Annotated in this window: 20 protein-coding genes and 1 pseudogene; 11 read left to right on the plus strand and 10 right to left on the minus strand. The window is 74.0% G+C overall.

Annotation, left to right across the window (positions count from 1 at the left end):
* The first annotated feature begins 1 nt into the window (after window position 1).
* The gene (locus ACFTXQ_RS08975; RefSeq protein WP_382637334.1) at window positions 2-517 is read left to right on the plus strand and encodes a DUF664 domain-containing protein; all 516 of its coding nucleotides are present in this window, start codon (window positions 2-4) and stop codon (window positions 515-517) included.
* 24 nt (window positions 518-541) lie between these two features.
* On the opposite strand, the gene ACFTXQ_RS08980 is transcribed toward ACFTXQ_RS08975, so the two are convergent.
* The 4 genes from ACFTXQ_RS08980 to ACFTXQ_RS08995 form a co-directional block, all read right to left on the minus strand.
* Entirely contained in the window at window positions 542-1,711 is a 1,170-nt protein-coding gene (locus ACFTXQ_RS08980; RefSeq protein WP_382637336.1) for a tetratricopeptide repeat protein, read from the minus strand.
* A gap of 28 nt (window positions 1,712-1,739) precedes the next feature.
* Window positions 1,740-5,564 (minus strand): tetratricopeptide repeat protein, encoded by a 3,825-nt coding sequence (locus tag ACFTXQ_RS08985; protein ID WP_382637339.1) that lies wholly within the window; start codon window positions 5,562-5,564, stop codon window positions 1,740-1,742.
* A gap of 2 nt (window positions 5,565-5,566) precedes the next feature.
* The gene (locus ACFTXQ_RS08990) at window positions 5,567-6,043 is read right to left on the minus strand and encodes a hypothetical protein (RefSeq protein ID WP_382637341.1); all 477 of its coding nucleotides are present in this window, start codon (window positions 6,041-6,043) and stop codon (window positions 5,567-5,569) included.
* A gap of 93 nt (window positions 6,044-6,136) precedes the next feature.
* A complete protein-coding gene (locus ACFTXQ_RS08995; protein ID WP_382637343.1) occupies window positions 6,137-6,799 on the minus strand; it encodes an NADPH-dependent F420 reductase in 663 nt (220 codons plus the stop codon).
* A gap of 266 nt (window positions 6,800-7,065) precedes the next feature.
* Between ACFTXQ_RS08995 and ACFTXQ_RS09000 the strand changes: the two genes are divergently transcribed.
* Window positions 7,066-7,539: a hypothetical protein gene (locus tag ACFTXQ_RS09000; protein ID WP_382637346.1), complete on the plus strand. Its 474-nt coding sequence runs from the start codon at window positions 7,066-7,068 to the stop codon at window positions 7,537-7,539.
* Window positions 7,540-7,595: 56 nt separating this feature from the next.
* Here the strand turns inward: ACFTXQ_RS09000 and ACFTXQ_RS09005 are convergent, their stop codons facing one another.
* Window positions 7,596-8,957 (minus strand): FAD-dependent oxidoreductase, encoded by a 1,362-nt coding sequence (locus ACFTXQ_RS09005; protein ID WP_382637348.1) that lies wholly within the window; start codon window positions 8,955-8,957, stop codon window positions 7,596-7,598.
* Window positions 8,958-9,188: 231 nt separating this feature from the next.
* On the opposite strand from ACFTXQ_RS09005, the gene ACFTXQ_RS09010 reads away from it, so the two are divergent.
* Together ACFTXQ_RS09010 and ACFTXQ_RS09015 are read left to right on the plus strand one after the other, a co-directional pair.
* Entirely contained in the window at window positions 9,189-9,380 is a 192-nt protein-coding gene (locus ACFTXQ_RS09010) for a DUF5302 domain-containing protein (RefSeq protein WP_382637351.1), read from the plus strand.
* A gap of 174 nt (window positions 9,381-9,554) precedes the next feature.
* A complete protein-coding gene (locus tag ACFTXQ_RS09015) occupies window positions 9,555-9,965 on the plus strand; it encodes a rodlin (RefSeq protein ID WP_382637353.1) in 411 nt (136 codons plus the stop codon).
* A gap of 38 nt (window positions 9,966-10,003) precedes the next feature.
* On the opposite strand, the gene ACFTXQ_RS09020 is transcribed toward ACFTXQ_RS09015, so the two are convergent.
* The 3 genes from ACFTXQ_RS09020 to ACFTXQ_RS09030 all read right to left on the minus strand — a co-directional run bounded on the left by ACFTXQ_RS09020 (window position 10,004) and on the right by ACFTXQ_RS09030 (window position 15,892).
* Window positions 10,004-12,760 carry an AAA family ATPase gene (locus tag ACFTXQ_RS09020; protein ID WP_382637355.1) on the minus strand — a complete coding sequence of 919 codons (2,757 nt, stop codon included), beginning with the start codon at window positions 12,758-12,760 and terminating at the stop codon, window positions 10,004-10,006.
* Window positions 12,761-12,988: 228 nt separating this feature from the next.
* A complete protein-coding gene (locus tag ACFTXQ_RS09025; RefSeq protein WP_382637412.1) occupies window positions 12,989-14,752 on the minus strand; it encodes a S8 family serine peptidase in 1,764 nt (587 codons plus the stop codon).
* 387 nt (window positions 14,753-15,139) lie between these two features.
* The gene (locus tag ACFTXQ_RS09030) at window positions 15,140-15,892 is read right to left on the minus strand and encodes a DUF1838 family protein (RefSeq protein ID WP_382637357.1); all 753 of its coding nucleotides are present in this window, start codon (window positions 15,890-15,892) and stop codon (window positions 15,140-15,142) included.
* Window positions 15,893-16,070: 178 nt separating this feature from the next.
* Between ACFTXQ_RS09030 and ACFTXQ_RS09035 the strand changes: the two genes are divergently transcribed.
* The 3 genes from ACFTXQ_RS09035 (at window position 16,071) to ACFTXQ_RS09045 (ending at window position 18,493) form a co-directional block, all read left to right on the plus strand.
* Entirely contained in the window at window positions 16,071-17,066 is a 996-nt protein-coding gene (locus tag ACFTXQ_RS09035; protein ID WP_382637360.1) for a DUF1996 domain-containing protein, read from the plus strand.
* A 96-nt stretch (window positions 17,067-17,162) separates the two neighbouring features.
* On the plus strand, window positions 17,163-17,774 hold the full coding sequence (locus ACFTXQ_RS09040) for a sigma-70 family RNA polymerase sigma factor (protein WP_382637363.1): 612 nt from the start codon (window positions 17,163-17,165) through the stop codon (window positions 17,772-17,774).
* Complete coding sequence (locus ACFTXQ_RS09045) at window positions 17,771-18,493, plus strand: zf-HC2 domain-containing protein (RefSeq protein WP_382637366.1); 723 nt, start codon at window positions 17,771-17,773, stop codon at window positions 18,491-18,493. Before ACFTXQ_RS09040 ends, ACFTXQ_RS09045 begins: the two co-directional genes overlap by 4 nt.
* 105 nt (window positions 18,494-18,598) lie before the next feature.
* On the opposite strand, the gene ACFTXQ_RS09050 is transcribed toward ACFTXQ_RS09045, so the two are convergent.
* On the minus strand, window positions 18,599-19,840 hold the full coding sequence (locus tag ACFTXQ_RS09050; protein ID WP_382637368.1) for an RNA-guided endonuclease InsQ/TnpB family protein: 1,242 nt from the start codon (window positions 19,838-19,840) through the stop codon (window positions 18,599-18,601).
* A gap of 187 nt (window positions 19,841-20,027) precedes the next feature.
* On the opposite strand from ACFTXQ_RS09050, the gene ACFTXQ_RS09055 reads away from it, so the two are divergent.
* The 4 genes from ACFTXQ_RS09055 (at window position 20,028) to ACFTXQ_RS09070 (ending at window position 23,770) form a co-directional block, all read left to right on the plus strand.
* Window positions 20,028-20,927 carry a RimK family alpha-L-glutamate ligase gene (locus ACFTXQ_RS09055; RefSeq protein WP_382637371.1) on the plus strand — a complete coding sequence of 300 codons (900 nt, stop codon included), beginning with the start codon at window positions 20,028-20,030 and terminating at the stop codon, window positions 20,925-20,927.
* Complete coding sequence (locus ACFTXQ_RS09060) at window positions 20,924-21,736, plus strand: RimK family alpha-L-glutamate ligase (RefSeq protein ID WP_382637374.1); 813 nt, start codon at window positions 20,924-20,926, stop codon at window positions 21,734-21,736. The genes ACFTXQ_RS09055 and ACFTXQ_RS09060 overlap by 4 nt, the downstream gene beginning before the upstream one ends.
* A 76-nt stretch (window positions 21,737-21,812) precedes the next feature.
* The gene (locus ACFTXQ_RS09065; RefSeq protein WP_382637376.1) at window positions 21,813-22,670 is read left to right on the plus strand and encodes a DMT family transporter; all 858 of its coding nucleotides are present in this window, start codon (window positions 21,813-21,815) and stop codon (window positions 22,668-22,670) included.
* Between the two features lie 41 nt (window positions 22,671-22,711).
* Complete coding sequence (locus ACFTXQ_RS09070; RefSeq protein WP_382637379.1) at window positions 22,712-23,770, plus strand: zinc-dependent alcohol dehydrogenase family protein; 1,059 nt, start codon at window positions 22,712-22,714, stop codon at window positions 23,768-23,770.
* Between the two features lie 777 nt (window positions 23,771-24,547).
* Here the strand turns inward: ACFTXQ_RS09070 and ACFTXQ_RS09075 are convergent.
* Window positions 24,548-24,820 (minus strand): annotated as a pseudogene (locus ACFTXQ_RS09075) (2-aminobenzoate-CoA ligase); the annotation flags it as partial.

Here is a 24,820-nt window from a genome sequence, read left to right on the forward strand (position 1 = left end):
CATGAAGGCTACGGACATCATCGCCGACGGGTTCGGACGCATCCGGGAGATCGTGCACGAGGCCGTGGAAGGCCTCCCGGCGGAGCGGCTCAACGCGCGCGTGGACCCTGCGGCGAACTCGATCACCTGGCTCGTCTGGCACCTGGCCCGGATCCAGGACGACCACATCGCCGACGCCGGGGACCTGGAGCAGGTGTGGCGGGCCGGGGGCTGGGCGGACCGGTTCGCCCTGCCGCTGCCCGCCTCGGCCACCGGCTTCGGTCACACGGCCCGGCAGGTGGGCACGGTCCGCGTCGACTCCGGCGAGCTGCTGCTCGGGTACTACGACGCGGTGCACGAGCAGAGCCTCCGCTTCGTGCGGGGGCTCGCCGCCGCCGACCTGGACCGGGTGGTCGACGAGCGCTGGGATCCGCCCGTCACCCTGGGGGTCCGCCTGGTCAGCGTGCTCTCCGACGACCTCCAGCACGCCGGCCAGGCCGCCTTCGTACGGGGCCTGCTGGAGCGGGGCGGCGACTAGCGGGGGCTAGCTGGGCTAGGGGGGCTAAGGGGCGGCACGCCTGAGCTGGTCCAGGTAGGCACGCGCTTCCGGGAGCTTGTGGTGCGTGGGGCCGCCGATGCGCTCCAGGGCGGCGATGAAGCGTTCGGTCGCCGCGATGGCCTCGTCGCGGCGCCCTGCCTGGGCGTAGCCGGAGATGAGGGTGGTCAGCGCGCGCAGGGTGTCCACGTGGTCCGGGCCCGAGGTGTGTTCGCGCGCGGCGAGGGACGCCTTGAGGTACGGCAGCGCCTGCTCGTGGTGGCCGGCTTCCAGGTGGGCGATCGCGAGGTTGTGGTAGCGGTAGGAGACCTCGTCGCTGTCGGCTCCGTGGATGTGCTCGAAGCCGTGGACGGCCCGTTCGTAGCAGGCGATGGCCGCGTCGAGGTCCCCGGCGTCGTGGTGCAGGTGCGCCAGGTTGTCCACCCACGTGTAGGTGCCGAGGTGGTCGGGGCCGTAGAACCGCTCCATGTCCGCGAGGATCTCCCGGCAGAGCGCGGTGGCCTCGGGCAGCCTGCCCGCCTCGCGGTAGGCCTTGAACAGTTTCAGCTTGCGGGCCTCCAGACGTTCCCCGCCCGGCGGCAGGAGGCGCCTGCTGTCGGCCACGGTCTCCTCCAGCAGGGTGATCGCCCGGTCCTCGCGGCCCGCCTCCGCGTAGGCGTCCGACAGCTTCTCGCGCCAGTCGAGGCCCTGCTCCTCGTCCACGTCGGGGTTGAGCTCGCCGCTCTCCAGGGCCTGTTCGAGGTAGGGGACGGCCTCCATGGGGCGCCCGGCCGACAGGTGGGCGGCCCCGATCGCCTGGAGGGTGATCAGGGTGTCGTGGGCGTGCGGGCCGAGGGAGGCCGACTGGTGGCGCAGGTTCTCCAGCAGCAGGGGGATCGCCCGGTCCTGCATGTAGGTGTCCCCGGGCGGGGCCGCGGCGGACCAGACGCACAGGAAGAGGGCGTAGTTGTGGCGCAGCCGCAGGACGTCCTCGTGCCCCGGGCCCAGCCGCCGCTCCGCCTCGGCGAGTTCGTCGCGCATCCGCACGGTGGCGTCCGGGCTGAGGTGGACCGGGGCGTCGCCGGGGTCGTCCAGCCGCAGGTCGAGCGGGCTCGGCGGAGTCCCGGGATTCGGCGGGTTCGCGGGCTTCGGGGGGTTCTCCGGAGCGGCGCCCTCGGCGCGCTTCCTTCGGAACATCGCCGTCACTCTCCTCGTTCGGTGGCGGTCACAGGGGGGACGCGAGATCCCGTACGAGCTCCAGCAGTTCCCGGATCGCGGCGTAGGGGGCCCGCCCGCCGTCGAGGTAGGCGCCCAGGGCGGCCCGGTCGGCCGCGGTCAGCGAGGCGAGCGGACGTCCGGTGAAGGACAGCGGGTCGCCGAGGTCGTGCACGGCGGTGCCGTGGACCACGTGCCGGCCGCCGGGTGCGGCGGTCACGGCATGCGGGCCGCCCCGGGCGGGCCCGGCGAGGGGGCGGGGCTGGGGCACGGCGGCGAGACCCACGGCGTCATGGAAGTACGGGGCCGCCCCCTCGCCCCGGCTCTGCCCGCCGAGGACCCGCCACCCCGGGACGGCGAACAGGTGCTCCAGGCGGGGTCCGGCCGTGTTCCAGGCGGTCACCATGGTCCGGTCGGAGTCCTGTTCGAAGCAGTAGACGCCCCCGGTCGACGCGGCGGTCACGAACTCGTGCGGCGAGAGGAAGGCGGCGGCGTCCACCGTGCCGTGCTGCTCGGGCACTCCCCACCAGCCGCGGGCGGACAGCGGCCGCAGCTCCGCGTCGGTGAGGATCACCCGGCGGTCGCCGGCCAGCATGATCCGCTGCCCGGTGGGGTCGACGGCGTGGACGGTGCAGCGCTCCAGGCCCAGGTCCCGCAGGTCGATCCGCTCCAGCGGCCGGTCCGCCGCGCCGAACAGGGCCACCGGCCCGCCCGACAGCAGGACGACGAAGCCCCGGGCGGTGGCGAAGGTCCGCGCCCCGATGAGGTCCGGACCGGACGCCAGGACCTCCGCGCGCCCCGGCCGGTACAGGACGAGCTCGGGGGCCAACCACAGGATCGTGCGCAGCGCGAGGACGGCGTCGGGTCCGAGGCAGGTCACGGGGGCGGTGCCCACCCTGATGTGATCGGCGGACCAGAGCAGGGAGCGGGAGGCGAGGTCGTGCACCTCGATGCGGGTGGCGTACTCGTCGCGGGGGCGCCCCCGGCCCGGGGGGCGGTAGCTCTCCCTGGTCATGACCGGCGCCCCGGGAGCGAAGGAGACCCGGTCCGGTGCCACCGGGCCGTCGCGGCGCGGCAGGTGCCACACCGCCCGCCCGGCCGCGGCCCGGGCGGTGCGTTCGGCGGTCTGCGGCCGGTGGCGGCGCGAGCCGAGCCGGGCGGCCAGGATCCGGCCGGGGCCGTCCTCGTGCGGGGCCCAGTGCTCGGGCGGATGGCGGTGGGCGATCCGGATCGCGTCGGTGACGGGGACCCCGCGCATGAGGTCCCAGAGCCCCGCGCGGTCGGCGGCCCGTACGAGGTGTTCGGCCGCGTCGTCGATCTCCGCCGCGGTGCCCCAGGGCAGGCGGTCGGCGCCGCGCCGTTCCCGCAGGTACAGCAGGGCGCGGCCGATGGCGGCGCGCTCGGCGTCGGCAGCGGCGGAGTCCGGATCGCGGGCGAGGCGCTCCCGGTGCAGGGCGAGGCTCTCCTCGGCGATGGCGACGGCCTCGGTGTGCCGCCCGAGCGCGATGAGCCTGGCCGCCGCGCCGTCGAGCTGGGAGGCGAGGACGTCCCGGTAGTGGGGGCGGACCTCGGCGAGCTGGCGGTAGAGGTGGAGCGCCTCCAGGTGCATGTCGACCGATTCGGCGTGCCGCCCCGCGTTCCACAGGTGCAGGCTCTGGATGCCCAGGCTGCCGGCCAGGTCGTCCCCGAAGCGGGCCGGATTGAGTTCCGCCATCTGGCGGGCGTACGCCACCACCGCTCCCGCGCCCTCGGCCGCCTCGTCGCTGCGTCCGGACACCGACAACAGGAAGCTCTTCACCATCTCCAGGCGGTTCACGTCCGAGGACATGCTCCACCACAGGAAGGGATCGTGGTCCAGCACCTCCTCGAAGAGCCGCTGCGCCTCCGCCACGGCCTCGTGCGCCCGCTCCGGGGCCCCGGTCTCCCAGAACGCGAGGGCCAGCCGGGTGTGCGCCTGGGCCAGGGCGCCCAGCGCGGTCGGTGCGGGGCCGCCGTCCTCGTCCCGCTCTCCGCCCTCCAGCAGCAGCGGGATCGCCTCCTGGAGGAGGTCGACCCGGTCCTCGGCGGCGATCTCCTTCAGGAAGAGGCCTCCGAGGTTGAGGAGGGCGTCGCCGTAGGCGGGCCGGTGCGCGGGATCCTCCTCGGCGGCCTGCCGGGTGAGGCGCAGGGCCTCCTCCATGTACGGGAGCGCCTCGCCACGGCGGTCCGCCTTGAGGTGGGCGGTGACCAGCTGCGAGCAGAGCCGGGCCCGTTCCATTCCGTCCGCGGTGCCTTCGAGGCGGTGGGTGGCGAGCCGTACGGCCAGGTCCGCGCCGCCGTCCTCCACCCGTACGTCGCCCGGGGGCACCAGCGGCTCGATGGCCTCCAGGACGTCGAGGTCCACGGAGTCGAGGGTGGCGAGGGAGGTCAGTACGGAGCCGCCGCCCCGGACGGCGAGGGCGGGGTCGCGGCGCAGCAGGGGGAAGAGGACGGCCGGCCCGATGTGCGGCCAGCGTTCGGCGGCGGCGATGAGGAAGGTCAGGGCGCGGGGTGTCCAGGCGGGCGCGGCGCCGCCGTCGCGCTGGAGGACGCGGGTGGTCGCGGTGACGGACCACAGGTCGGTCGGGTAGCCGGTGACGGGGCTGCCGGGGAGGGTGAGGGCCAGGTAGTCCTCGGCGAGCCGGTCGGGGAGCAGGGGTTCGAGCACGTGGGCGGCCGCCGGGTCGGTGGGCGGGTAGTGCACGGCGTGGGCGCTCAGGATCCGGTCGGCCGGGGTGCGCAGCAGGAGCCGGTCCAGGAGGGGGCGGGCGGTGTCGCGGCGCATCGGGCCGGTGAGGACGGCGGTGAAGACGGTGCGGGCGAGGTCGAGTGCGCGGCGGTCGCCGTCCTCGGCGCCCGCTGGATGCGCCCCACCGGGACCGGGCGTGTCGTGTTCGCCCGGCCGGCGCCAGTTGTCGTGTTCCCGGTCGAGCAGGTACGCGGTCATGCCGGCGAGGCCGGCGGGCGGTTCGCGGCCGCCGGCCCGGGCGTCGACGGCGACGAGCGCGGCCATGTGGACGGCGAGGGTCAGCCCGAAGTCCGGGCGGGCGAGGTCCTCGTACGGCGGGCGCAGGCCGTCGAGGGCGGCCGGGTCCGGGTAGTGGGCCGCGAAGCTGCGGCGGGCGGCCTCGAACATCCTGCTGCGTTCGCCCTGTCGGCCGGAGAGCGGCTCCAGCGGCTGGTCGGAGAGGTCGGTCGCGCGCCGCTGCCGGCCGAGCTGCGCGCGCAGGGCGGGCCAGGGCCGTACCGTGCGCGCGATGAGGAGGATCCGCGCGGGGAGTTCGCCGCCGAGCAGCCCGTTGTGGAACAGCCACCTGAGGTGGGCGTCCGGCCAGCGGTCGGCGTAGTCGACGAGCAGCAGCACCCCGGCGCGGTTCCCGGTGCGCAGGTCCTGGCTGCCCTCGGCGGGCGGGTGGGTGTCGGTGCCGTGCACGGCGTCCACGACGAGCCAGCCGGCGTCGGCGCATTCGGCGGCGAAGCGGGCGGCGAGGCGGGACTTGCCCGCGCCTCCGGGGCCGTGCAGCCAGCGTACGGCCGACCGGTCGGGCTGCTCGCGCCACTCCCGCAGCCGGGCCAGCTCCGCTTCGCGGCCGGTGAACTCCACGATCTCGCTGCGGGTGTCGAGCATCCTGCTGGGCTGGGCGCGCAGCCAGGCGGAGTCCCGCCGCAGGGTGTCGGCGGCGCCGTGGGTGTCGCGGGCGTACAGCAGGTAGACGGGGGTGCCGTCGCCGAAGACGTGGATGTCGGCGCCGACAGCGCCGTAGGCGAAGCCGGCGACGGCGCGGACCTCCTGGTGGACCTCGTCGGGGAGGTCCACGGTCAGCGGGTCCCGTCCGCTACGCCGTCCTCGTCGGCGGGCGGCGGCACCTGCCCTTCGGCCGCCTGGTGGTAGTGGAGGTTGCCGCCCTGCACCGCGAAGAGCGTGCCGTGGTCGCGTGCGGTGTTCGACTGCGTCCAGACCTGTCGCCCGTCCGGCAGGCCGTTCTGCACGCGGGCGACCAGCTCGCGCAACTCGCTTTCGCTGTCGGGGTGTTCCTCCAGCAGGAGGAGCAGTCGCCGACGCCATACGGGCAGCAGCTCCGCCCGGATCTCGTCCGCGCCTTCCGGCTCGGCGCGGCCGACGAGGACGGCGTCCTCGTCCAGCTGCGCCCCGATCGCCTCCCCGCGGGCCTCGCCGCCCCGCCCGAAGAGCCGGACGACCGCGCCGCGGGCGCCCTGCCACACGTCGGTGGCCATGGCTCCGATCAGCGCGGTGGCGCCCGCGCCGGCGAGTGCCGTCAGTGACTCGGCCAACATCCGTCCTCCTGGATTCGATGCGCCGGGCAGCCCTCGGGTTGCCGAACTCCCCGTTCCTGGAGCCAGGTTAGCCCGCGGGGCAGGCGGTCGTCCTCAGCCGCGGAAGGCGGCGGGGCGTTCCGGGGAGGCTTCGGCGAGTGCCTTGGTGACCTCGTCGACGCCCGCCCGGAGCCCGTAGACGGGGGTGTCGGGCTGCTGGCGCCAGGAGTCGTCGATGCCGCCGGCGTCGACGGTGTCGAAGCCGAGCTCGTCGATGAGGGCGCGGACGGCCTTCTTCGCCGCCTCGTCGTCGCCCGCGACGGGCAGCGCCATGCGGTCGGGGGCGCCGGCCGGGCGGTGCCGGTCGAGGATGTCCTGGGCGTAGGTGCCGTTGAAGGCCTTGACCACGCGGTGTCCGAGCTGCCGCTCGGTCCACCGGCTCTCGGTCAGGCCCTCGTCCTCGACGGCGGCGATGCGGCCGTCGCGCTGCTGGGGGTAGTAGTTGTTGGTGTCGATGACGCTGAACCCCTGTGCGGCCCCGTCGAAGAGGCCCGCGGGCAGGTCCGGCACGTTCTTGAAGGGGACGGTGACGACGACGATCTCGGCGCCGCGTGCCGCTTCGGCGACGGTGACGGGGGTGGCGCCGGTCTCCTCGGCGAGCGCGGTCAGCGTCTGGGGGCCGCGCGAGTTCGCCACGGAGACCTCGTGCCCGAGGGCCGTGAGCCGCCGGGTGAGGTTGCCGCCGATGTTCCCCGCGCCGATGATGCCGATCTTCATGAGCTCTCCCGTGCGTCCGGATTCGGGTGGTGCGCTGGTACGAACTCCCCCGGGCGGCGCGGCATTCCGTCCCGGGGCGCACATCCCCCGGACGAGCGACGCGATCGGGCCGACGTACGGGGGTCGGGCGGTTCGGAGCGTCCCGCTGACCTGGTCCGTACGCCCGGCGGCGTAACATTCCGGCCGTTCCACGCATTCCGAGAACCGCACGGAACCGGGCCTGCGTCGGTCAGTGCAGACACCCAGCACGGGGAAAGGCCCAGCCGATGTTCACACTCCCGTCCAGGCACACCGCCGCCGTCGCCCTCGCGGCCACCGCCGCACTCGCTCTCGCGTTCGCCACCACCGCCTCCGCGGACGGCTCCGCACCGAAGGCGGCTCCCACCGCCGCCGCCCCTTCCGTATCGGGCAGCCCCGAGGCCGCCTTCACCCGGATCGCCGACTTCTACGGCGCGTACATCGACGCCGTCTACGACGGAGACGGGGCGACGGCCGAGCGGCTGCGCTCCGCCTACCTCTCCCCCGCGCTCCGGACCGAGCTGGCCCGGTGGGAGGAGGCCAACCACGCCGACGGCGTGCTGCGCGCCCAGAACGTGCCGCTCGGGTGGAAGGTCACCTCCACCGGCAGCGGCACGGGCAGGACCAGTGCCACGGTCACCCTGACCTGGGGCAGCGACACGACGCGGGTCTTCGTCCAGGCGGACCTGGCCACCCGGAAGATCGTGTCCGTCCGGGACTGACGCACGGCGCAGGGGCCGGGACCCGTCCGGGTCCCGGCCCCTCTCTCGCCGTTCGGCTAGGCGCCGCTGGCGTCGAGCATGTCCTCGCGCTCGACGATCTTCACGCGCTCACGGCCCTGCGGCTCGCCGAGGGCCTTCTCGGCCGCGTCCAGGCGGTGCCAGCCCTCCCACGTCGTGTAGCGGACGCCGCGCTCGCCGAGGAAGGACTCGACGGCCTCCGGCGCGGGCGCGGCCGGCGCGTGCAGGCGGCCCTCCGCGTGGTCGGCCAGCAGGTTCGCGACGGTCTCGTTCGCGTCGCCCTTGGTGTGGCCGATCAGGCCGACCGGACCGCGCCGGATCCACCCGGTGACGTACGTCGACTGGAGGTGGCCGCCGGCTTCCATCACGCGGCCGCCCTCGTCCGGGACCGTGCCCGAGTCGACGTCCCAGGGAAGCTTCGGCAGCTCGTCGGAGAGGTAGCCCACGGCCCGGTACACGGACTGGACGTCCCAGTCGGTGAACCGGCCGGTGCCCTTGACGTTGCCGGTGCCGTCGAGCTCGGTGCGCTCGGTGCGCAGGCCGACCACCTTGCCGTCCTCGCCGAGCACCTCGGTGGGCGACTCGAAGAAGTGCAGGAACAGCTTGTGCGGGCGGTCGCCGACGTCCCGGATCGCCCAGTTCTCAAGGGTCTTGGCGACCATGTCGGTCTGCTTGTTCTTGCGGCGCTCGGCGATCGAGCCCTCGTCGTAGTCGATGTCCTCGGGGTTGACGATGACCTCGATGTTGGGCGAGTGGTCGAGCTCGCGCAGCTCCATCGGGCTGAACTTGGCCTGGGCCGGACCGCGGCGGCCGAAGACGTGGACCTCGAGCGCCTTGTTGGCCTTCAGGCCGTCGTGGACGTTCGGCGGGATCTCGGTCGGCAGCAGCTCGTCGGCCGTCTTGGCCAGGATGCGCGCGACGTCGAGGGCGACGTTGCCCACGCCCAGCACGGCGACCTTCTCCGCCTCCAGCGGCCAGGTGCGCGGGACGTCCGGGTGGCCGTCGTACCAGGAGACGAAGTCGGCGGCGCCGTAGGAGCCGTCGAGGTCGACGCCGGGTATGTTCAGCGCGCGGTCGGCGGTGGCGCCGGTGGAGAAGATCACGGCGTCGTAGAAGGAGCGCAGCTCGTCGAGGCTGATGTCGTTCGGGTAGTCGACGTTGCCGAAGAGGCGGACCTGCGGCTTGTCGAGCACCTGGTGCAGGGCCGTGATGATGCCCTTGATCCGCGGGTGGTCGGGGGCCACCCCGTAGCGGATCAGACCGAAGGGCGCGGGCATCTTCTCGAAGAGGTCGATGGACACACCGGGCTCGGAGGCGGCCTCGGACTTCAGCAGCGCGTCGGCGGCGTAGATCCCGGCGGGGCCGGCACCGACGATTGCTACTCGCAGAGGGCGAGGCATGGCAGGGGTTCCCTTCGAGCGACAGCAAGATGGATCAAGGGAACCCTAAGCGAAGGCAACCCTAACCCGGCACCCGGTATCGGCTTATGACCCCATCAGCTGATCTTATGACTCCCCAAAGCACTCCTTGGGGTACGGAGCCCCGAGCGCGCCGCCGGGCCCGCTGAACTCGCTGGTCAGCGCGCACCCCAGCTGACAGACTGAAACGGCCTGACCACCCCAGGAGGACACATGGCAGACGAGACAGACGCCCCGCAGGGCGAATCCCCGGCCGACGAGGCCAAGCGCAGGTTCCGGGAGGCGCTGGAGCGCAACGCCGCGAAGTCCCACGCCCAGCAGGCCCACCAGAGCCGCGCCAAGGTCCAGGGTGCGAGCAGCGGCCCCGGCGGCAAGAACAAGAAGGTCCGCCGCAAGACCGGCTGACCCTCGGAGACGAGGTGCTCAGTCTCGCCGTCACGGCGGCGGGACGGGGCCGCCCCGTCGTGTGTTGGGCCACCCGGGTGAGAGGGGATAACCCCGGGAGTCGCCGGCAGTTGATCAGCGCGTCCCGCCGAGGGCAGCCATCACATGCGACAGAGCGACAGAAGGATCCCCCACATGTTGAAGAAGTTCATGGCCACCGCCGCGGTCACCGCCTCCGTGCTCGGCGTGGGTGCCGCGGTGGCCTCACCCGCCATGGCGATCGGCAACGACAACGGCATCAAGACCGTGAACGGCAACGGCGAAGAGCAGATCTACGGCAACCAGGAGACCAAGGGCATCATGAGCCCCCAGGCCAGCCTGGTCCAGGGCTCCCTCAACAAGCTCTGCATCGGCCTGCCCGCCAAGGCCGACGTCCAGTCGATCCTCCTCCTGATCAACGTCGGCGTTCAGGACATCCCGATCCTGTCGAACCCGCAGAACCAGCAGTGCGCCGAGAACTCCACGCAGGCCAAGGGCGACGAGCCCCTCTCGCACATCCTGGACAACATCCCGGTCCTCTCGGGCAACTTCTCGCACGGCAGCTGACCCGCACCGCCCTTCGGATCCGCGCCGGCGCAGCCCCGCTACGCCGGCGCGTTCCCATGTGACCGGGCCAGGGCCGTGGCCAGTTGGGCCCGGGAGCGGACGTCGAGCTTCTGGTAGATGCGGGTCAGGCGCGACTCCACCGTCTTGACGCTGAGGAACAGCTTCGCCGCGGCCTCCTGGTTGCTGGCCCCCTGGCTGACGAGCAGGGCGAGGCGGGTCTCCGCCTCGGTCAGGGCCGCGATGGCCGCCACCTCCGGGCGGCCGGCCGCCTCGCCCTGAGCGGGCTCCCGGGCGAGTTCCGTCCACGGGGCGGCCCCGGCCCGTTCGAAGACCCCGGCCGCCGCCAGCAGCGCGGCGCGGGCCGGCGCCCGCCGCCGGCGGCGGCGTTCCACGCGGGCGAGGGCGAGCAGGGTGCGGCCGCGCTCCAGCGGCAGGCCCAGCAGATCGAACCGCTGCGCGGTGGCCTCCAGGAGGCGGACGGCCTCGTCGGCCTCGCCCTGGGCCGACAGGCACAGGCCCCGGGCCCGGTCGAGGGCGGCGACGACCCCGGTGCGGCCGAGGCCGCGGGCGACGGTCCGTACGGAATCGATCAGGCGGGCGGCCTCGTCGGGTGCGTCGGCGGCGACCAGGGCCTCCGCGAGCTCCCCGTGCCAGCGCAGGATCGAGGGGTCCACCACCTGCTGGGCGGCCTCCAGTTCGGCGACGCGGCGCAGGGTGGCGACGGCCTTGGCCGCCTCGCCCGTGGCCAGTTCGACGAGGCCGAGCGCGTGCAGGCTGCGGGAGAGGAAGACCTGGTCGTGCTCCTCCTGCGAGGCCTGGATGCCGCGCCGGGCGTATCCGGCGGCGCGGGCGAAGCTGCCGCCCATGACCTCGGCCATCGCGGCGACGTACCAGGCGGGGCCGGGCGAGAGGCCCGCCTCGATGGTCAGTTCCAGGGCCCGGCGGGCGCGGGCGGAGGCGGCTTTGCAGCGGCCGCTGCGCAGTTCGACCTCGGTGAGGCTGCGCAGGACCTCGAAGACGTCCTCGGCGGACCCGGTGCGCTGGACGGCGGGCAGCAGGACCATCAGCTGGTTGCGGGCGTCGTCGAGCCGGTCGTCGAAGAGGGCGTGGCGTACGGCGAGGTACTGGGGCGCGTTGCGCATGCCGAGGGGCACTTCGGGGGCCGGGAGGGCGAGCGCCTCGGCCAGGATGGCCTCGGCGCCCGGGTCCCCGAGGATGCGGCCCATGCGGGCCCGTACGGTCAGGGCCATGGCCTCGGCGACCTGGTCGCCGCCGAGTGCGGCGAGGGCCCCGGCCCGGGCCGCGGCGTCGCGGGAGCGGACGGGGTCACCGTCGCTGAGGTTGTGCTTCGTGGCGATCCGCAGCTGGACGGCGGCCTGGAGGGCGGGGTCCCCGGCGGCCTCGTCCATGGCGTAGGCGAAGGTCTCGTCGAGGGTACCGAGGGCCTGCCCGGCGGCGTCGATGACCGCGAGCCGGGCCCGTACCCGGTCGGCGGGCGAGGCGTCGCGGGCCAGGACGGCCCGGGTGGCGAGGCCGGCGAGGTCGGCGCGGCCGGCCCAGCCCGCGTCCTCGGCGGCGTTGACGAGCCGGGCGAGTTCCTCGCCGGCCAGATGGGGCGGCGTACGTTCGGCCGCGAGCAGGCCGAGTTCGGCGGCGAGGGCCCGCTGGCCCCGGCGGCGGCAGACCGCGGCGGCCTCGGTGATCTCCGCGGCGAGCCACTGGTCGGGGGTGTCCACGGCCAGCGCGCGGTGGCGCACGGCCTGGACGGGGTCGTCGACGGCGGCGGCCAACGCGGCGTGCCCGGCGGCGCGTTCGGGCCAGCCCGCGTCGGCGGCGAGCGCGGTGGGCAGGGCGCCGGCGGTGAACTCCACGGCGCCGTCCTCGCGGACCCGGACCAGCGCGGCCCGTTCCGCCTCGGCCAGCTCCGCCTCGGCGTCGGGGCGCCCGGCCCGGCGCAGCAGGGCGGTGGTGGGGCGTGCGGCGAGGGCGGCGAGCAGCAGGGTGCGCCGGGCCTGGGCGGGGGCTTCGGCGAGCAGCCGGCGGGCGACCTCGCGGGCCTGTCCGGAGACGGGCAGGACGTCGGCGTGGTGGGCGCCGCCGTCCCGGGATCCGGCGGCTTCGGCGAGGGAGTGCCCGAGGGCGAGCGCGAGGCGCGGGTTGCCCCCGCTGGCCTGGTGGATGCGGCCGGCGAGGCGGGCGGGGAGGCCGTGGCGGACGAGGAGTTCGGCGACCTCGTCGGCGCCGAGCGGGGGCACCCGTATCGCGGGGGTGCCCGTACCGCAGAGGGGTTCGCCGACGGAGGTGCCGCCCTGGACGCATTCGGCGACGAGGACGCGGACGCGGGGCGGGGTGAGGCGCAGGGCGAAGCGGAGCAGGTCGGTGCTCTCGGCGTCGAGCCACTGGGCGTTGTCGAGGACGAGGAGGACGGGGTGGCGGGCGGCGAGCGTGCGGAGCACCTCGACGACGGCGAGGCGCAGCGCGACGTGGTCGCGGCCGGCGCGGGGGGCGTCCGCCTCGCGGCGCAGGAGGGCGATGGCGGTGCGCTGCGGGCCGGAGAGCCGTTCCAGCGCGGCGCAGGGGACGGAGGCCAGGAGGGCGGCGGCGGAGGCCTCGGGTATCCATTGGTCGGCGGCCTCGGGGGCGAGGCGCAGTACCATCTCGCGGCGGCACCCGGCGGCGGCCGCGACGGCGCGGACCACCTCGGTCTTGCCGGCTCCGGCGGGTCCGGTGAGCAGGGCGCGGCCGTGCTCGGTCAGGGCGCGGTCGACCGCCCTGATCAGTTCGCCCTGTCCCACACTCGTGTCAGCGTGCCCCGTCGCTGCCCCCACGCACGGCCACCAGCCTTCCCCAGCTCCTGTGCCTTTCCTGTGAGACGCGACAATACGAGGTCGGATGCCGGGTGGGCCCGCATTGTGACGCAGAAATCAGTCGGAGGACGGGAAAACCAGTCGGACCTGCCCGTACGAGGTGTACAGGCAGGTCCGCGGGGTCTGTTGGTCCGTACTATCGGCCCGTCAGACGGTTCAGAAGGTGAGGTTCCAGGAGTTGACGTAGCCGGTGTCGCCGCCGGCGTTGTCGTTGACCCGGAGCTTCCAGGTGCCGTTGGCGACCTCGGAGGAGGCGTTCACGGTGTAGGTGGTGTTGATGTTGGCGGTGCTGCCGCCGGCGCGGTTGTGCAGGGTGTAGACGGAGCCGTCGGGGGCCACGAGGTCCACCTTGAGGTCACCGATGTAGGTGTGCACGATGTTCACGCCGACCTTGAGGGTGGCGGGGGCGTTGCCGGTCACACCGCTGACGGTGATCGGGCTCTCCACGGTGGTGTTGTCGCCGATGGCGACGTCCGCGGTGTTCTCGAAGACCGGGGTGGTCGGGGTCGAGGTCACGGCGGTGAGGGTCGCGGCCGCGTCGGCGAGGCCGGTGCCGCAGCCGCCGGTGCAGGTGCCGGCGAGCGGGCGGGCGTTGGCCTTGATCGCCGACTCGATCTGGGCCGGGGTCAGCGAGGGCTTGGCGGCGGCGACGAGCGCGGCGAGGCCGGCGACGTGCGGGGCGGCCATGCTGGTGCCCTGGTAGGGCTTGTAGATCTCCGCGCCGGGGGTGGTGGTGCCGGCGTTGAGGGTGGAGAGGATGCCGTTCTCGGGGGTGGTGACGGTGCCGGGCGTGTCGGTGGCGCGGCGGGTCTCACCGCCCGGGGCGGCGACGTCGATGATCGAGCCGTAGTTGGAGTAGAAGGAGCGGTCGCCGGTGCGGTTCGTGGAGGCCACGTTGACCACGTTGGCGCAGCTGGCGGGCGAGAAGCCGCTGGCGTTGGCGTTGCTGTTGCCGGCGGCCACGACGACGGTGGTGCCGCGGGCGACGGCCGCGTTGATGGCGTTCTGGTAGCTGGTGCCGCAGGCACCGGAGCCGCCGAGGCTCATGTTGATGACCTTGGCGGGGGTGGCGTTGGCCGGGACGCCCGCGACGGAGCCGCCGGACGCCCAGGTGATGGCGTCGACGATGTCCGAGGTCATGCCGCCGCACTTGCCCAGGACGCGGACGGGCTGGATCTTCGCGTTGTACGCGATGCCCGCGACGCCCTGGCCGTTGTTGGTGGCGGCCGCGATGGTGCCCGCGACGTGGGTGCCGTGCCAGGAGGAGTTGCTGGCGGTGGAGCCGGTGCCGCACTCGCCCGCCGCGCTCCAGTCGCCCTGGTCGGCCGGGTTGTTGTCGCGGCCGTTGCCGTCACGGGCGGCGGCGGAGTCGGAGATGAAGTCGTAGCCGGCGACGATGTTCGGCGCGACGTCCGAGTGGGCCACGTAGCCGGTGTCGATCACGGCGACGGTGACGCCGGAGCCGGTGCTCTTGTCCCAGGCCGCGGGAACGTTCATGCCGGCGGTGGGCTCGAAGAGGTCCCACTGCTTGGCGTACTCGGTGTCGTTCGGGGTGACGGCCATGGCGTAGGCGCGGGTGTCGGCCTCGACGTAGGCGACGTCCGGGTCGGCCTTGAACTGGGCCATGACGTTCGCGGCCTCGGTGGGGGCGGTGGTCCCGCCCAGGCTGACGAGGGCGGCACCGGTGCCGAGGCGGCGGTCGAACTTCGCCTTCTTGCCGGCCTTCTTGCCCTTGGCGGCGGCGTCGTCGGCGGCCGCGGTGTTGGAGCTGGCCTCGGAAGCGGAGGCCTTGTATCCGACGATGAGGTTCTCGACCGGGGCGGCGGGGGTGGCGACCGAGGCGGCAGGAGCGGCACCGGGGATCTCGGCGGCCAGGGCCACGGAGGCGGTGGCGGAGCCCGCGAGCAGGGTGACGGACATCGCCACCACGGATATGAGCCTACGTCTGGATGCGTGCACGGTGTTCCCTTTCGCGGGCCGTGTCCGGGCGGACCGGAGCGGCCGGTCGGTGCAGTGTGGGAGGTTTCCGGCGGCTGCGGAACCGGGGCGAGCTGGTCGAACTCCCCCCGGCGCCACCGCGCGCCACGTTGTCCCGGCCTCGACGGCGGGGCAGGGCAACGGCGTCTCCGGCGGTTCCCCGGGCAGAGCGGCATCACGCCATGTGGGGTTGGCGCGTTGGCCGCTGGCCTGGGGAAGATCGCCGGTGGGCAGACAGTAGGCAACGCGGAGATGAACCGGATACGGGGAAAACCCTTGTCCGCCCCCTGCCGCTGCCCTGGGGGATCCTAAGGGGGGTGTCCGGCCGCCCTACCGGCGGGGTGGGAAGAGCTTGCGGTGGTACGTCCAGCTCGTCTCGTTCGGCTCGCTCCACTTCTCCGGGGCGTGGGCGAACTCGGGGTGCCGGTCCGAAATGTACGCGCGGGTCCGTTCCGGGACCTCGGCGTAGGAGCGGAGTTTGCGGCCCCGGCAGTGGAAGGTGAGGCCGCCGGGGCGCTGCCCCTGTTCCATCCAGGGCAGCCACGGCGACATCCGCGTCCAGGACATCGTGGAGGGGACGCTCGGGGCGTCGGTGGTGAGGACGTCCGCCGGTGCGAAGAACTGGAAGAGCTCCAGGGCCCGGTAGGTGTCGTCGGCCGACTGGGCCGGGTAGTCCGCGACCGGCAGGGGCGAGGGGTAGGCCAGCGGGATCTCCAGGCTGAAGCAGACCTGGTCGCCCAGCTCCGTCACGGGGACCGGGAAGGGCCGCCACGACTGGTTCGCCGGGTCGTTCCAGACGTGGACCACCGGCCTGCCCTGCCAGGTCTCCGCGATCTCGCGGGTCCGGGGGTCGAGGTAGAACGCGGCCTCCCGGGACAGCAGCCGGTAGCCGCCCGTCTCCTCGTCCGCCGTCAGCCGGGCGACGTTGAGCCCCTCGAAGCCGAAGAGCCGCTCGTAGGGCTCCCCCGGCGCCCAGGAGTGGACGTCGCCGGTCCACCAGAACGTCACCTCGGCGCCGTCGAGCGAGGCGCGGGTGCGGGCGAAGGCCTGGAGGAGCTCGGCCGGGGTCTTGGCGGATGTCATAGGCCGTACTGTGCGGGCCGCCGCCCCGTCGGACAAGCGGGCGCACGGACAATCCGCCCGCCGGCGGGGCCGGTTCGCGACCTGCGGCCCGGCATGTGGACGGGGCGGCGCCCGGCATGCGGACCGGCATGCGGATGCCCCGTTGACGGCGCTGTCGCCACCGGCAACCGTGACCGCCATGGGGAACCGACGCCGACTGCTCACTCTCGTCATCTGCCTGGTCCTGGGCAGCGGGCTGGCCGCCGCCGTGCTGGGCGCCTCGCGGGCGGCCGGGCCGCGATCGGGGGCGGCGGCCGCCGGCCCGGCCGCCGCCGACTACGTGGACATCCGCACGGTGCCGCGGGCCCCGGCCGCGGCCCCCGCCGGCCCCGACGCCTCGGCCGGCTCGGTGGCGGTGGACTGCGGACGCAACGAACAGGGCCACTACAACGAGGACAATCTGGTCGTCTCGCCCGGCCTGCGGGCCGGCGCCCACCACACCCACGCGTACGTGGGGAACCTGTCCACGAACGCGATGTCGACCGACGCCTCCCTGGACGCGGCCGCCACCAGCTGTACGGGCGGCGACCGGTCCACGTACTACTGGCCCGTGCTGCGCCGCCTCGACCGGCCGGGAACCCACCCGCACGAGAGCGCGGCGGGCCACGGCAACGAGGGCGAGATCCTGCCGGAGGCCTCGGTGCGGGTGGAGTTCCGCGGCAGTCCGGTCGGCAAGGTGGTGGCGATGCCGCGGTTCCTGCGCGGGATGACCGGCGACGCCGTCGCGTTCACGGCGGGCAGCGACGCGGACGTCCGGGCCCGCTGGGGCTGTTCCGGCTCCCCCGACCGCTCCACCACCAGCTACCCGCGCTGCCCCAAGGGGGAGCGCATCACCCGCACCCTGGTCTTCCCGAGCTGCTGGAACGGCCTGGACACCGCCGGCGCGGGCCACCGCTCGCACCTGCGCTTCCCCGGCGCGGGCGGAGTCTGCCCGGACGGCACCTTCGCCGTGCCCGAGTTGCGCATCTCGCTCGCGTACGAGGTCCCCGCGGGCGTGGCCGTCGCGCTGGACTCCTTCCCCGAGCAGCGGCACAGTCCGCGGACGGACCACGGGATGTTCGTGAACGCGATGACCGACGGCCGGATGGCGGAGGTGGTCGACTGCCTCAACGAAGGCCGCGAGTGCCGGATGTGAACGGCACCCCCGAGTGACGTAGGCCACATGAACCGAAACCCTCCGGGGGGCGTGTTCCGACCGCACCACACAGGCGAGGAAGACGGAGAGGGTGAGATGGCCGGACCACTGTGGCCCCGCACTCGGCGGGGCTCGACCGATGAGGCACTGATCAAGTCGGTGTACGAGGAGCACGGCCACGCCCTGCTCTCGTACGCCACCCGGCTGACCGGGGACCGGGCCGCCGCCGAGGACGTCGTCCAGGAGACGCTCATCCGGGCCTGGCGGCACTCCGAGGTCCTCGTCAACGGAAAGGGTTCGGTACGCGGCTGGCTGCTGACGGTGGCCCGCAACATCATCACCGACCGCTACCGGGCCAAGGCCGCCCGGCCGCCCGAGGTCTCCGGGGAGTCGGCCGCTCCCCCGGTGGAAGCGGACCACGCCGACTCCGTCGTGGACAGCATGACGGTGCTGGGGGCCCTCGACCAGCTGTCGCCGGAACACCGTGACGTGCTGACGGAGTTGTACTACCGGCAGCTCAGCGTCGCCGAGACCGCCGACCGCCTCGGCATCCCGGCCGGAACGGTCAAATCCCGTTCCCACTACGCGCTCAAGGCCCTGCGCGAGGTCTTCCGGGACAACAGCGCCGGGGACAGGGGCTCCAGAAACGGCAATCGAACGGGCAGGCCGCCCCAGCAGCCCGCCGCACTGCGTGAGGTGGTGGCATGAACCGGCAGCGGCACGAGGAGGAACAGCTCGGCCCGTACGTGCTCGGCGTCCTGGACGAGGAGGAGGTCCGCCGGGTCGAGGAACACGTGAGCGGATGCGTGCAGTGCCGGGAGGAGGTGGCCACGTTGCGCGAGATGGAGGCGGCACTGGGCGAGGTGCCCGAGGAGGCGTTCCTGGACGGACCGCCGCAGGGCGGGGACCTGCTGCTCCAGCGCACCCTGCGGGAGGTGCGCGGCGAGCTGGCCGGTGCGCGGCGCCGCCGGGCGGCGCTCGCGGGACTGGCCGTGGCGGCCTCGCTGGCCGCCGTGTTCTGGGCGGGCGCGCGGCTGGGCGCCGGTGACCCCGGGCAGGTCGCGCTGCCGTTGCCGTCCCCGACGGTCTCGACGGCCCCGTCGACCGTGCCGGCCGGGGCCAGGCAGGGCTCGGTGACCGATCCGGGCACCGGCGCGCGGCTGACCGTACGGATGACGCCCGCCGCGAAGTGGGTCAAGGTGCAGGCGGCCGTCACCGGGGTGCCGGCGGGCGAGCGGTGCCGGCTGGTCGTGGTCGCCAAGGACGGTACGCGCACCACCGCGGGCGGCTGGGTCGTGGGCAGCCAGGAGAACGGCGAGGGCAAGGGCGCCGCCCTGAACGGCTCGGCGGCCGTGGACCCGGCGGACGTCAAGGCGATCACGGTCGAGAACGAGGCCGGCAAGGCGTTCGTGTCCGTGCCCCTGTGAGGGCGTGAGACGTGAGACGTGACGGAGCCCGGGAGCATGTCCAGCTCCCGGGCTCCTGCTTGCCACCCAATTGCGCACACCGGCGGCGTTTCCCGGAGTGGCGGATCAGCCGTGGACGAACGTGTTCTGCCTGTCAACTGCCCGGCCTGGAAGGGCCGGGCTTGCAGCTGGAGCACCAGAGATGTCCGCCGCATGGGACTGGTTGACGACCGCCCAGACGTATTCGGCGCGAGCCCGGATATTGCGGGCCGCATTGTGATCCGCGTGCGCAACGACGCCGCATGACCGGCAGGCAAAGCGTTCCCGTGTAGCTCGGTTGGCCTTCTCCGTATGCCCGCACCACGAACACATCCGGCTCGTGTAGGCGGGATCGACCCGAACCAACGGAACCCCGGCTCGCTTTGCCTTGTACTCGACGAAAGCAGCGAGCTGGGCGAACGCCCAGGAGTGCAGCGCGACCCGTTGGGGCTTGCGGAGCCGTACCCGTTCGCGGATACCGGTCAGATCCTCAAGACCGATCCCGCGACCGGTGCGTTCAGCCTCGGCCACGATGCGTTTCGAGATGATGTGGTTGACGTTGGCAGCATGTCTCGCTTCGCGACGGCCCCGCTGCCTGAGCTTCCGCTTGGCGGACTTGGTACCACGCACCTGCAACTCGGCTCGGATGCGGATCTGGCGGCGACGGTACTTGTTCAGGCTCTCCCCTGCGAACGCTTCGCCCTCATCCGAGGTGGTGACGATGTTGACGATGCCGAGGTCCACGCCGATCCACCCGGATGGCCGGCTGTTGACGGCGGCGGCTGGTACCTCGCACGTGGCGATGAGGAACCACACACCGTCACGGCGGATCAGGTCCGACTCGCCCTTGCGGTGCTCACTGAGCAGCCGGAGCGCGTCCCGTGAACACACGAACCGGACACTGCGGATACGTCCGCTGGTGGTCCAGAGCGACACGGTCTGCGTGTCGTACTGCCACGACAGACACCGATCGTCGTACGGGTGCGCGGCATCGCGCCGAAACCGCACCTGCGCACCGGCGATCCGCTGATACCGCCCAGATCCTTTCGCTCCGTGGTTCCCCGCCTTCAGGTTCGCCCTCCGCGTCGCGTACGCGTCGGCAACCTTCCGGATGACATGAAGGGCAGGCTGGGCGGACATGCCCCGGGATTTGAGTTCCGCGTAGGCGAAAGACTGCAGTGCCCTGCGGGTACGGTCACGGTCGTGCTCACGGTTCTGGGCCTGCGAGGAAAGCCAGTTCGCCGCCTCGTTCGCCGCGTGCAGGGTGGCTTCAAGAGCCGCGGCCACTTCAGGCGACGGCAAGAGCTTGACCTGCACGGTGATCCTCACGGGAGTGACGGTAGCGTCGGCGCCGGGCTGTCCGTGCCTTTTCGGGGCTTCCGCACCCGCGGGGGTGGGCTGCCGCGCGTGGACCCGTACACGCGGGACGATCATCACATTGCGGTTCATGACATCCTGTGACGTCACAACTCGCCGGGCGGGATCGGCGGACGTCCGGGGAATATGGGGAAGGTCCATGAGGCTCTGCTTCCTGGTGGAGGAGCACTACCGCCACGATGGCATGCCGAACGAGGTGATCCGGCAGCTCACCGCGTGGGGGCACCAGGTCGACGTGGTGCGGCCGGGCGGCTCTCTGCTGCGCATGACCGAGGTGGTCAGCGCCGGCACGCACGACGCCTGGGTGCTCAAGACGGTGTCCGGCGGCCCTGGGCTGACCCTCCTCGAAGCCGCTGCCGCCGCCGGGTTGACCACGGTCAACGACGCCCGGTCGATCCGGGGCGTACGGGACAAGGCGCTGGCCGCCGCCATCGGCCGTGCGCGCGGGCTCCCGCTGCCCCCGACCTACGCGGCCGCCCGCCCCGAACTGCTCGGGGAGATACCGGCGGCCGAGTACCCGCTCGTCGTGAAGCCGGCCGACGGCAGCTCCGGGCGGGCCGTGCACCTGGTGTCCTCGCCCGACCGGCTTGCGGCGCTGCTCCCCGCGCTCGCGGGCGAGGGCCTGCTCATCGCCCAGCCGTACGTGCCCAACTCGGGCACCGACATCAAGGTGTACGCGGTCGGCGGCGAGCTGTTCGCGACCGAGCGCTGCTCCCCGCTGCACCCGGACCCCTCGGTGCGGGAGCGCCGCGTTCCGCTGACGGCCGAGGTCGCGGCGATCGCCGCGCAGGTGGGGGACGTGTACGGGCTCGACCTGTACGGGCTGGACGTGCTGCTGGGCCCGGACGGCCCCGTGGTCGTCGACGTGAACGACTTCCCGAGCTTCCGTCAGGTGCCGGACGCCGCGGCACGGGTGGCCCGGGCGGTGCTCGGGCTGGCGCGCACGGGCGGTGCACCGCCCCCGCCGTCGGAGCGCCCGTACACGCTGCCCGTGTCCATCCCGGTGCAGGCGTCCGCGCGGGCGGGGGACGGCGCGTGAGGATCGGCCTGATCACCCCGGAACCCGGCCATCCGCTGCTCGCGGCCACGGCGGCCCTGCTGGCGCCCGTACATGCCGTGGAGGTCCTCGATCCGCTCGCAGCGGGGGACGCCCCGTCCTCGCCGGCCGACGTGTACCTGCTGAAGTCGAGGACCCCGCAGGCCCTGGCGCTGGCGCGGGATCTGGAGCGGCGGGGCGTTCCCGTCGTCAACTCGGCGGCGGCGACCGAGCTGTGTCAGGACCGTACGGAGATGGCGGAGCTCGCGCTGCGGGCCGGTCTCCCCTTCGCCCCGACCCGTACGTTCGACTCCCTCGCGGCATGGGCCTGCCACGCCCCGCCCGCCGGGCCGGTGGTCGTCAAGAGCCGGTACAGCTACCGCGGCGACCTGGTGGCCCGCGTCGACGACCCGGCCGGGCTCGCGAAGCTGGCGGTGGACTGGTCGCGGGAGCCGGTCGTGGTCCAGGAGTTCGCGGCCAACAGCGGCTGGGACCACAAGTTGTGGGCGATCGGGGACCAGGTCTTCGCCGCACTGCGCCGCTCCGAGCTCTCGCCCGAGGGGCGCGGTCCCACCCGGCCGCTCGCCCTCGGCGAACTGCCCGCCGGGTGGGCCGATCTGGTGCGCCGGGCCGGCTCGGTGTTCTCGCTCGACGTGTACGGCGTGGACGTCATCGCCACGGGCGACGGCAGCCCGCTGATCGTCGACGTCAACGCCTTCCCCGGGATCCGGGGCCAGGCGGGCGCTCCGCAGGCCCTGGCTGCCCTGGCCCTCGGCCGGTCCGGCGGGTCTGGCGGGTCCGGCGGGGGCTGAGGCCGGACAGGGGGATTACGCCCGGCGGGGCGTGTCGGCGGGCCGGCCGGGCGGCCCGCCCGGTGACGATCGGCGGATGGGCTTCGTCCTGCCGGTCTTCTGCGCGCTGTTCGCGGCGTTCAGCAACGCGCTGGCCACCGTGCTGCAGCGGCGCGCCGCGCTCACCGTGCCCCAGAGCTCCGGCTTCCGCTTCGGGCTGGTCCTGGACCTGCTGCGGCGGCCCGTGTGGATCGCCGGGATCCTGGCCGTGATCGCGGCCGGGGTGGGGCAGGCCGTCGCCCTCGCCACCGGCCCGCTGGTCCTCGTACAGCCCCTGTTCGTACTGGAGCTGCCGCTCGCGCTGCTGATCGCCTCGGCGGCGGCGCGGCGGCGGCTGCCCGGCGCGCTGTGGCTGGCCGTCGCGGGGGTGGTGGCCGGGCTGGGCCTCGCGCTGGCCGCGGCCGCGCCCGCCGGGAACCGGACGCACGTACCGCCCGACCGGTGGGCCCCTGCCCTGGCCTCGTGCGCGGTCGTCGCCCTGGCCCTGGCGGCGGCCGGGCTGCGCCGCCCGCCGGGGCGGGCCCGGGCCGGCTGCCTGGGCGCCGCCACCGCCGTCTGCTACGCGCTGACCGCCGCCCTGATGAAGGACTCGGTCAAACTGCTCGACGAGGGGGGCCTCGGCCCGTTCCTGAGCGCGTGGCAGACGTACGCCTTCGCCGCCACCGGGATCTGCGCCCTGCTCCTGCTCGAACACGCCATGCAGGGCGGGCCGCTGGTCGCCTCCCAGCCCGCGCTGACGCTGGGCGACGCGACCGTCAGCGTCGCGCTGGGCGTCGTGCTCTACGAGGAGCACCTGCGGACGGGGTGGTGGATGCTCCCCCAGCTGCTGGGCATCGCGCTGATCTGCGCCGGCGTCCTCGCGCTCGCCCGGGCCGAGGCAGGCGCGGCACCCTGAGGCGGTAGCGTGCCGGGCAGTCGAGAGCGGAGGGCGGAGCCGTGCGCGCGGTGGTCTTCGAGGAGTACGGGCAGCCGGCCGAGGTCCGGGAGGTGGCGGATCCGCGCCCGCCGGCGGGCGGGGTGGTGGTGCGCGTCGAGGCCACGGGGCTGTGCCGCAGCGACTGGCACGGATGGATGGGGCACGACCCCGACATCGTGCTGCCGCACGTCCCCGGGCACGAACTCGCGGGCGTGATCGAGGCGGTGGGGGCCGGTGTCGCCAACTGGCGGGTCGGCGACCGGGTCACGGCGCCGTTCGTCTGTGCGTGCGGCAGCTGCGCCGAGTGCGCGGCGGGTGACCACCAGGTGTGTCCGCGGCAGACGCAGCCCGGGTTCACGCACTGGGGGTCCTTCGCCGAGTACGTGGCCCTCGACCATGCCGACGTCAATCTGGTGGCGGTGCCCGGGGAGCTGTCGTACGCGACGGCGGCCGGGCTGGGCTGCCGGTTCGCGACGGCTTTCCGGGCGGTGGTCGCGCAGGGCAGGGTCGCGGCGGGCCAGTGGGTCGCCGTGCACGGCTGCGGCGGGGTGGGGCTGTCCGCGGTGATGATCGCGGCCGCGGCCGGCGCGCGGGTGATCGCGGTCGACACGGCGCCGGCGGCGCTGGAGCTGGCGCGGAGCTTCGGGGCGGCCCATGGTGTGGACGCGACGGCGGTGGGTGACACGGCGGGAGCCGTGCGGGAGTTGACGGGCGGGGGCGCGCACCTATCACTGGACGCCCTTGGCTCCGCGGGGACGGCGGCGGCCTCGGTGGGCGGGCTGCGGCGGCGCGGGCGGCACGTCCAGGTGGGTCTGCTGCCGGCGGCGGGCGGCGGCGGGGCGGTGCTGCCGATGGAGCGGGTGATCGGGTGGGAGCTGGAGATCCTGGGGAGCCACGGGATGGCGGCGCACGCGTATCCGCCGATGATGGAGCTGGTGCGGGCGGGGGCGCTGCGTCCGGACCTGCTGGTCACGTCGACGATCCCGCTGCGCGACGCCCCGGCGGCCCTCGCCGCACTGGGCACGGCCCCGACGCCCGGGGTCACGATCATCCTCCCGGGATCGGGGCGGGAGGCCTGACCTGCACTCGTGCGCGCCGGCCGACCGCGATTCCGGAGGACCGGCCCCACCGACGCCCGCACGCGCCCGAGACCCACCGCCGGGGTTTGGCCGCTCCACGCAGCCGTCCCGCCTTGACCGTGCCACGCCCCCTTGGGCCCGCGCCTACGATCACTTCGCCGGGGAACCGCGTGACGCCCTGTCTGCCGACCTGCGGCATCACGCCGAGGGGGCAGCGAGCATGGGCGAGGCCGAACGACGTGGAGGCGGACGGCCGTTCGCACGCGCGCAGAGGACGGATCCGCCCCGTCCTGATCAGGGGCGGTGCGCTCGTCCTGGCCGTGCGGGCGACAGGGCAGCCCGGACCGCCCGGCCGAAGGCCACGGAGCCTGGCCGGCCGGCGACACCTTGGTGCCGAGCCGGGCCGACCCGGCGACCGGCCGGGGCGCCGGGACCGGCAAACAGCTCCGTGCACCACGGTCCCGGCCGCGTCCCGCGAAAAGCGCTTGGGTGACCGCGGGCGGCGGTCATACCGTGCTCACTCACCAGGGACTGGGTGCCGTCGCCGTACACACCGGCACGCCCCGCCGGGCGACCGTGAACCGGTCACGTGGGGCGAAGCCGGTGCGCGCCTCGTCTCGCCGACCCTCTGGTCGTGGACGACGTCCGCCGCTTCCCCTACGGCGAGGCTCCTTCGCACCAGGGCCTGCTCATCATCGGGGGCACGGCGTACGAACGCTCGTGACGCGCTGGCCGGCGCAGCGTGGAGAAGTGGGGACGCGGCAGGGCGGAGCGTTGCTACTTCGGGGGGCCGGCGGCCCAGTGGCGGAGTTCGGCGCGGCGGAGCTTTCCCGACGCCGTGCGCGGGAGGTCCGGCACGAATTCCACCGCGCGCGGGTACTTGTACGGTGCGATGGCCTGGCGGACATGGGCCTGGAGCTCGCGTACCGTCCCCTCGCCCTCCGGGACCCCGCCCCGCAGGACCACGTACGCCTTGACGAGCATGCCGCGCTTCTCGTCCGGGGCCCCGACGACGCCGCATTCGGCGACGTAGGGGTGGGTGGCGAGCGC

Source organism: Streptomyces sp. NPDC057010 (assembly GCF_042673805.1).
GTDB lineage: Bacteria > Actinomycetota > Actinomycetes > Streptomycetales > Streptomycetaceae > Streptomyces.

Excerpts from the sequence above, each read along its gene's own strand:
- ACFTXQ_RS08975 (WP_382637334.1), top strand. The coding sequence starts at position 2 with ATGAAGGCTACGGACATCATCGCCGACGGGTTCGGACGCATCCGGGAG.
- ACFTXQ_RS08980 (WP_382637336.1), bottom strand. The coding sequence starts at position 1,711 with ATGTTCCGAAGGAAGCGCGCCGAGGGCGCCGCTCCGGAGAACCCCCCG.
- ACFTXQ_RS08990 (WP_382637341.1), bottom strand. The coding sequence starts at position 6,043 with ATGTTGGCCGAGTCACTGACGGCACTCGCCGGCGCGGGCGCCACCGCG.
- ACFTXQ_RS08995 (WP_382637343.1), bottom strand. The coding sequence starts at position 6,799 with ATGAAGATCGGCATCATCGGCGCGGGGAACATCGGCGGCAACCTCACC.
- ACFTXQ_RS09000 (WP_382637346.1), top strand. The coding sequence starts at position 7,066 with ATGTTCACACTCCCGTCCAGGCACACCGCCGCCGTCGCCCTCGCGGCC.
- ACFTXQ_RS09005 (WP_382637348.1), bottom strand. The coding sequence starts at position 8,957 with ATGCCTCGCCCTCTGCGAGTAGCAATCGTCGGTGCCGGCCCCGCCGGG.
- ACFTXQ_RS09010 (WP_382637351.1), top strand. The coding sequence starts at position 9,189 with ATGGCAGACGAGACAGACGCCCCGCAGGGCGAATCCCCGGCCGACGAG.
- ACFTXQ_RS09015 (WP_382637353.1), top strand. The coding sequence starts at position 9,555 with ATGTTGAAGAAGTTCATGGCCACCGCCGCGGTCACCGCCTCCGTGCTC.
- ACFTXQ_RS09025 (WP_382637412.1), bottom strand. The coding sequence starts at position 14,752 with ATGTCCGTCACCCTGCTCGCGGGCTCCGCCACCGCCTCCGTGGCCCTG.
- ACFTXQ_RS09030 (WP_382637357.1), bottom strand. The coding sequence starts at position 15,892 with ATGACATCCGCCAAGACCCCGGCCGAGCTCCTCCAGGCCTTCGCCCGC.
- ACFTXQ_RS09035 (WP_382637360.1), top strand. The coding sequence starts at position 16,071 with ATGGGGAACCGACGCCGACTGCTCACTCTCGTCATCTGCCTGGTCCTG.
- ACFTXQ_RS09040 (WP_382637363.1), top strand. The coding sequence starts at position 17,163 with ATGGCCGGACCACTGTGGCCCCGCACTCGGCGGGGCTCGACCGATGAG.
- ACFTXQ_RS09045 (WP_382637366.1), top strand. The coding sequence starts at position 17,771 with ATGAACCGGCAGCGGCACGAGGAGGAACAGCTCGGCCCGTACGTGCTC.
- ACFTXQ_RS09055 (WP_382637371.1), top strand. The coding sequence starts at position 20,028 with ATGAGGCTCTGCTTCCTGGTGGAGGAGCACTACCGCCACGATGGCATG.
- ACFTXQ_RS09065 (WP_382637376.1), top strand. The coding sequence starts at position 21,813 with ATGGGCTTCGTCCTGCCGGTCTTCTGCGCGCTGTTCGCGGCGTTCAGC.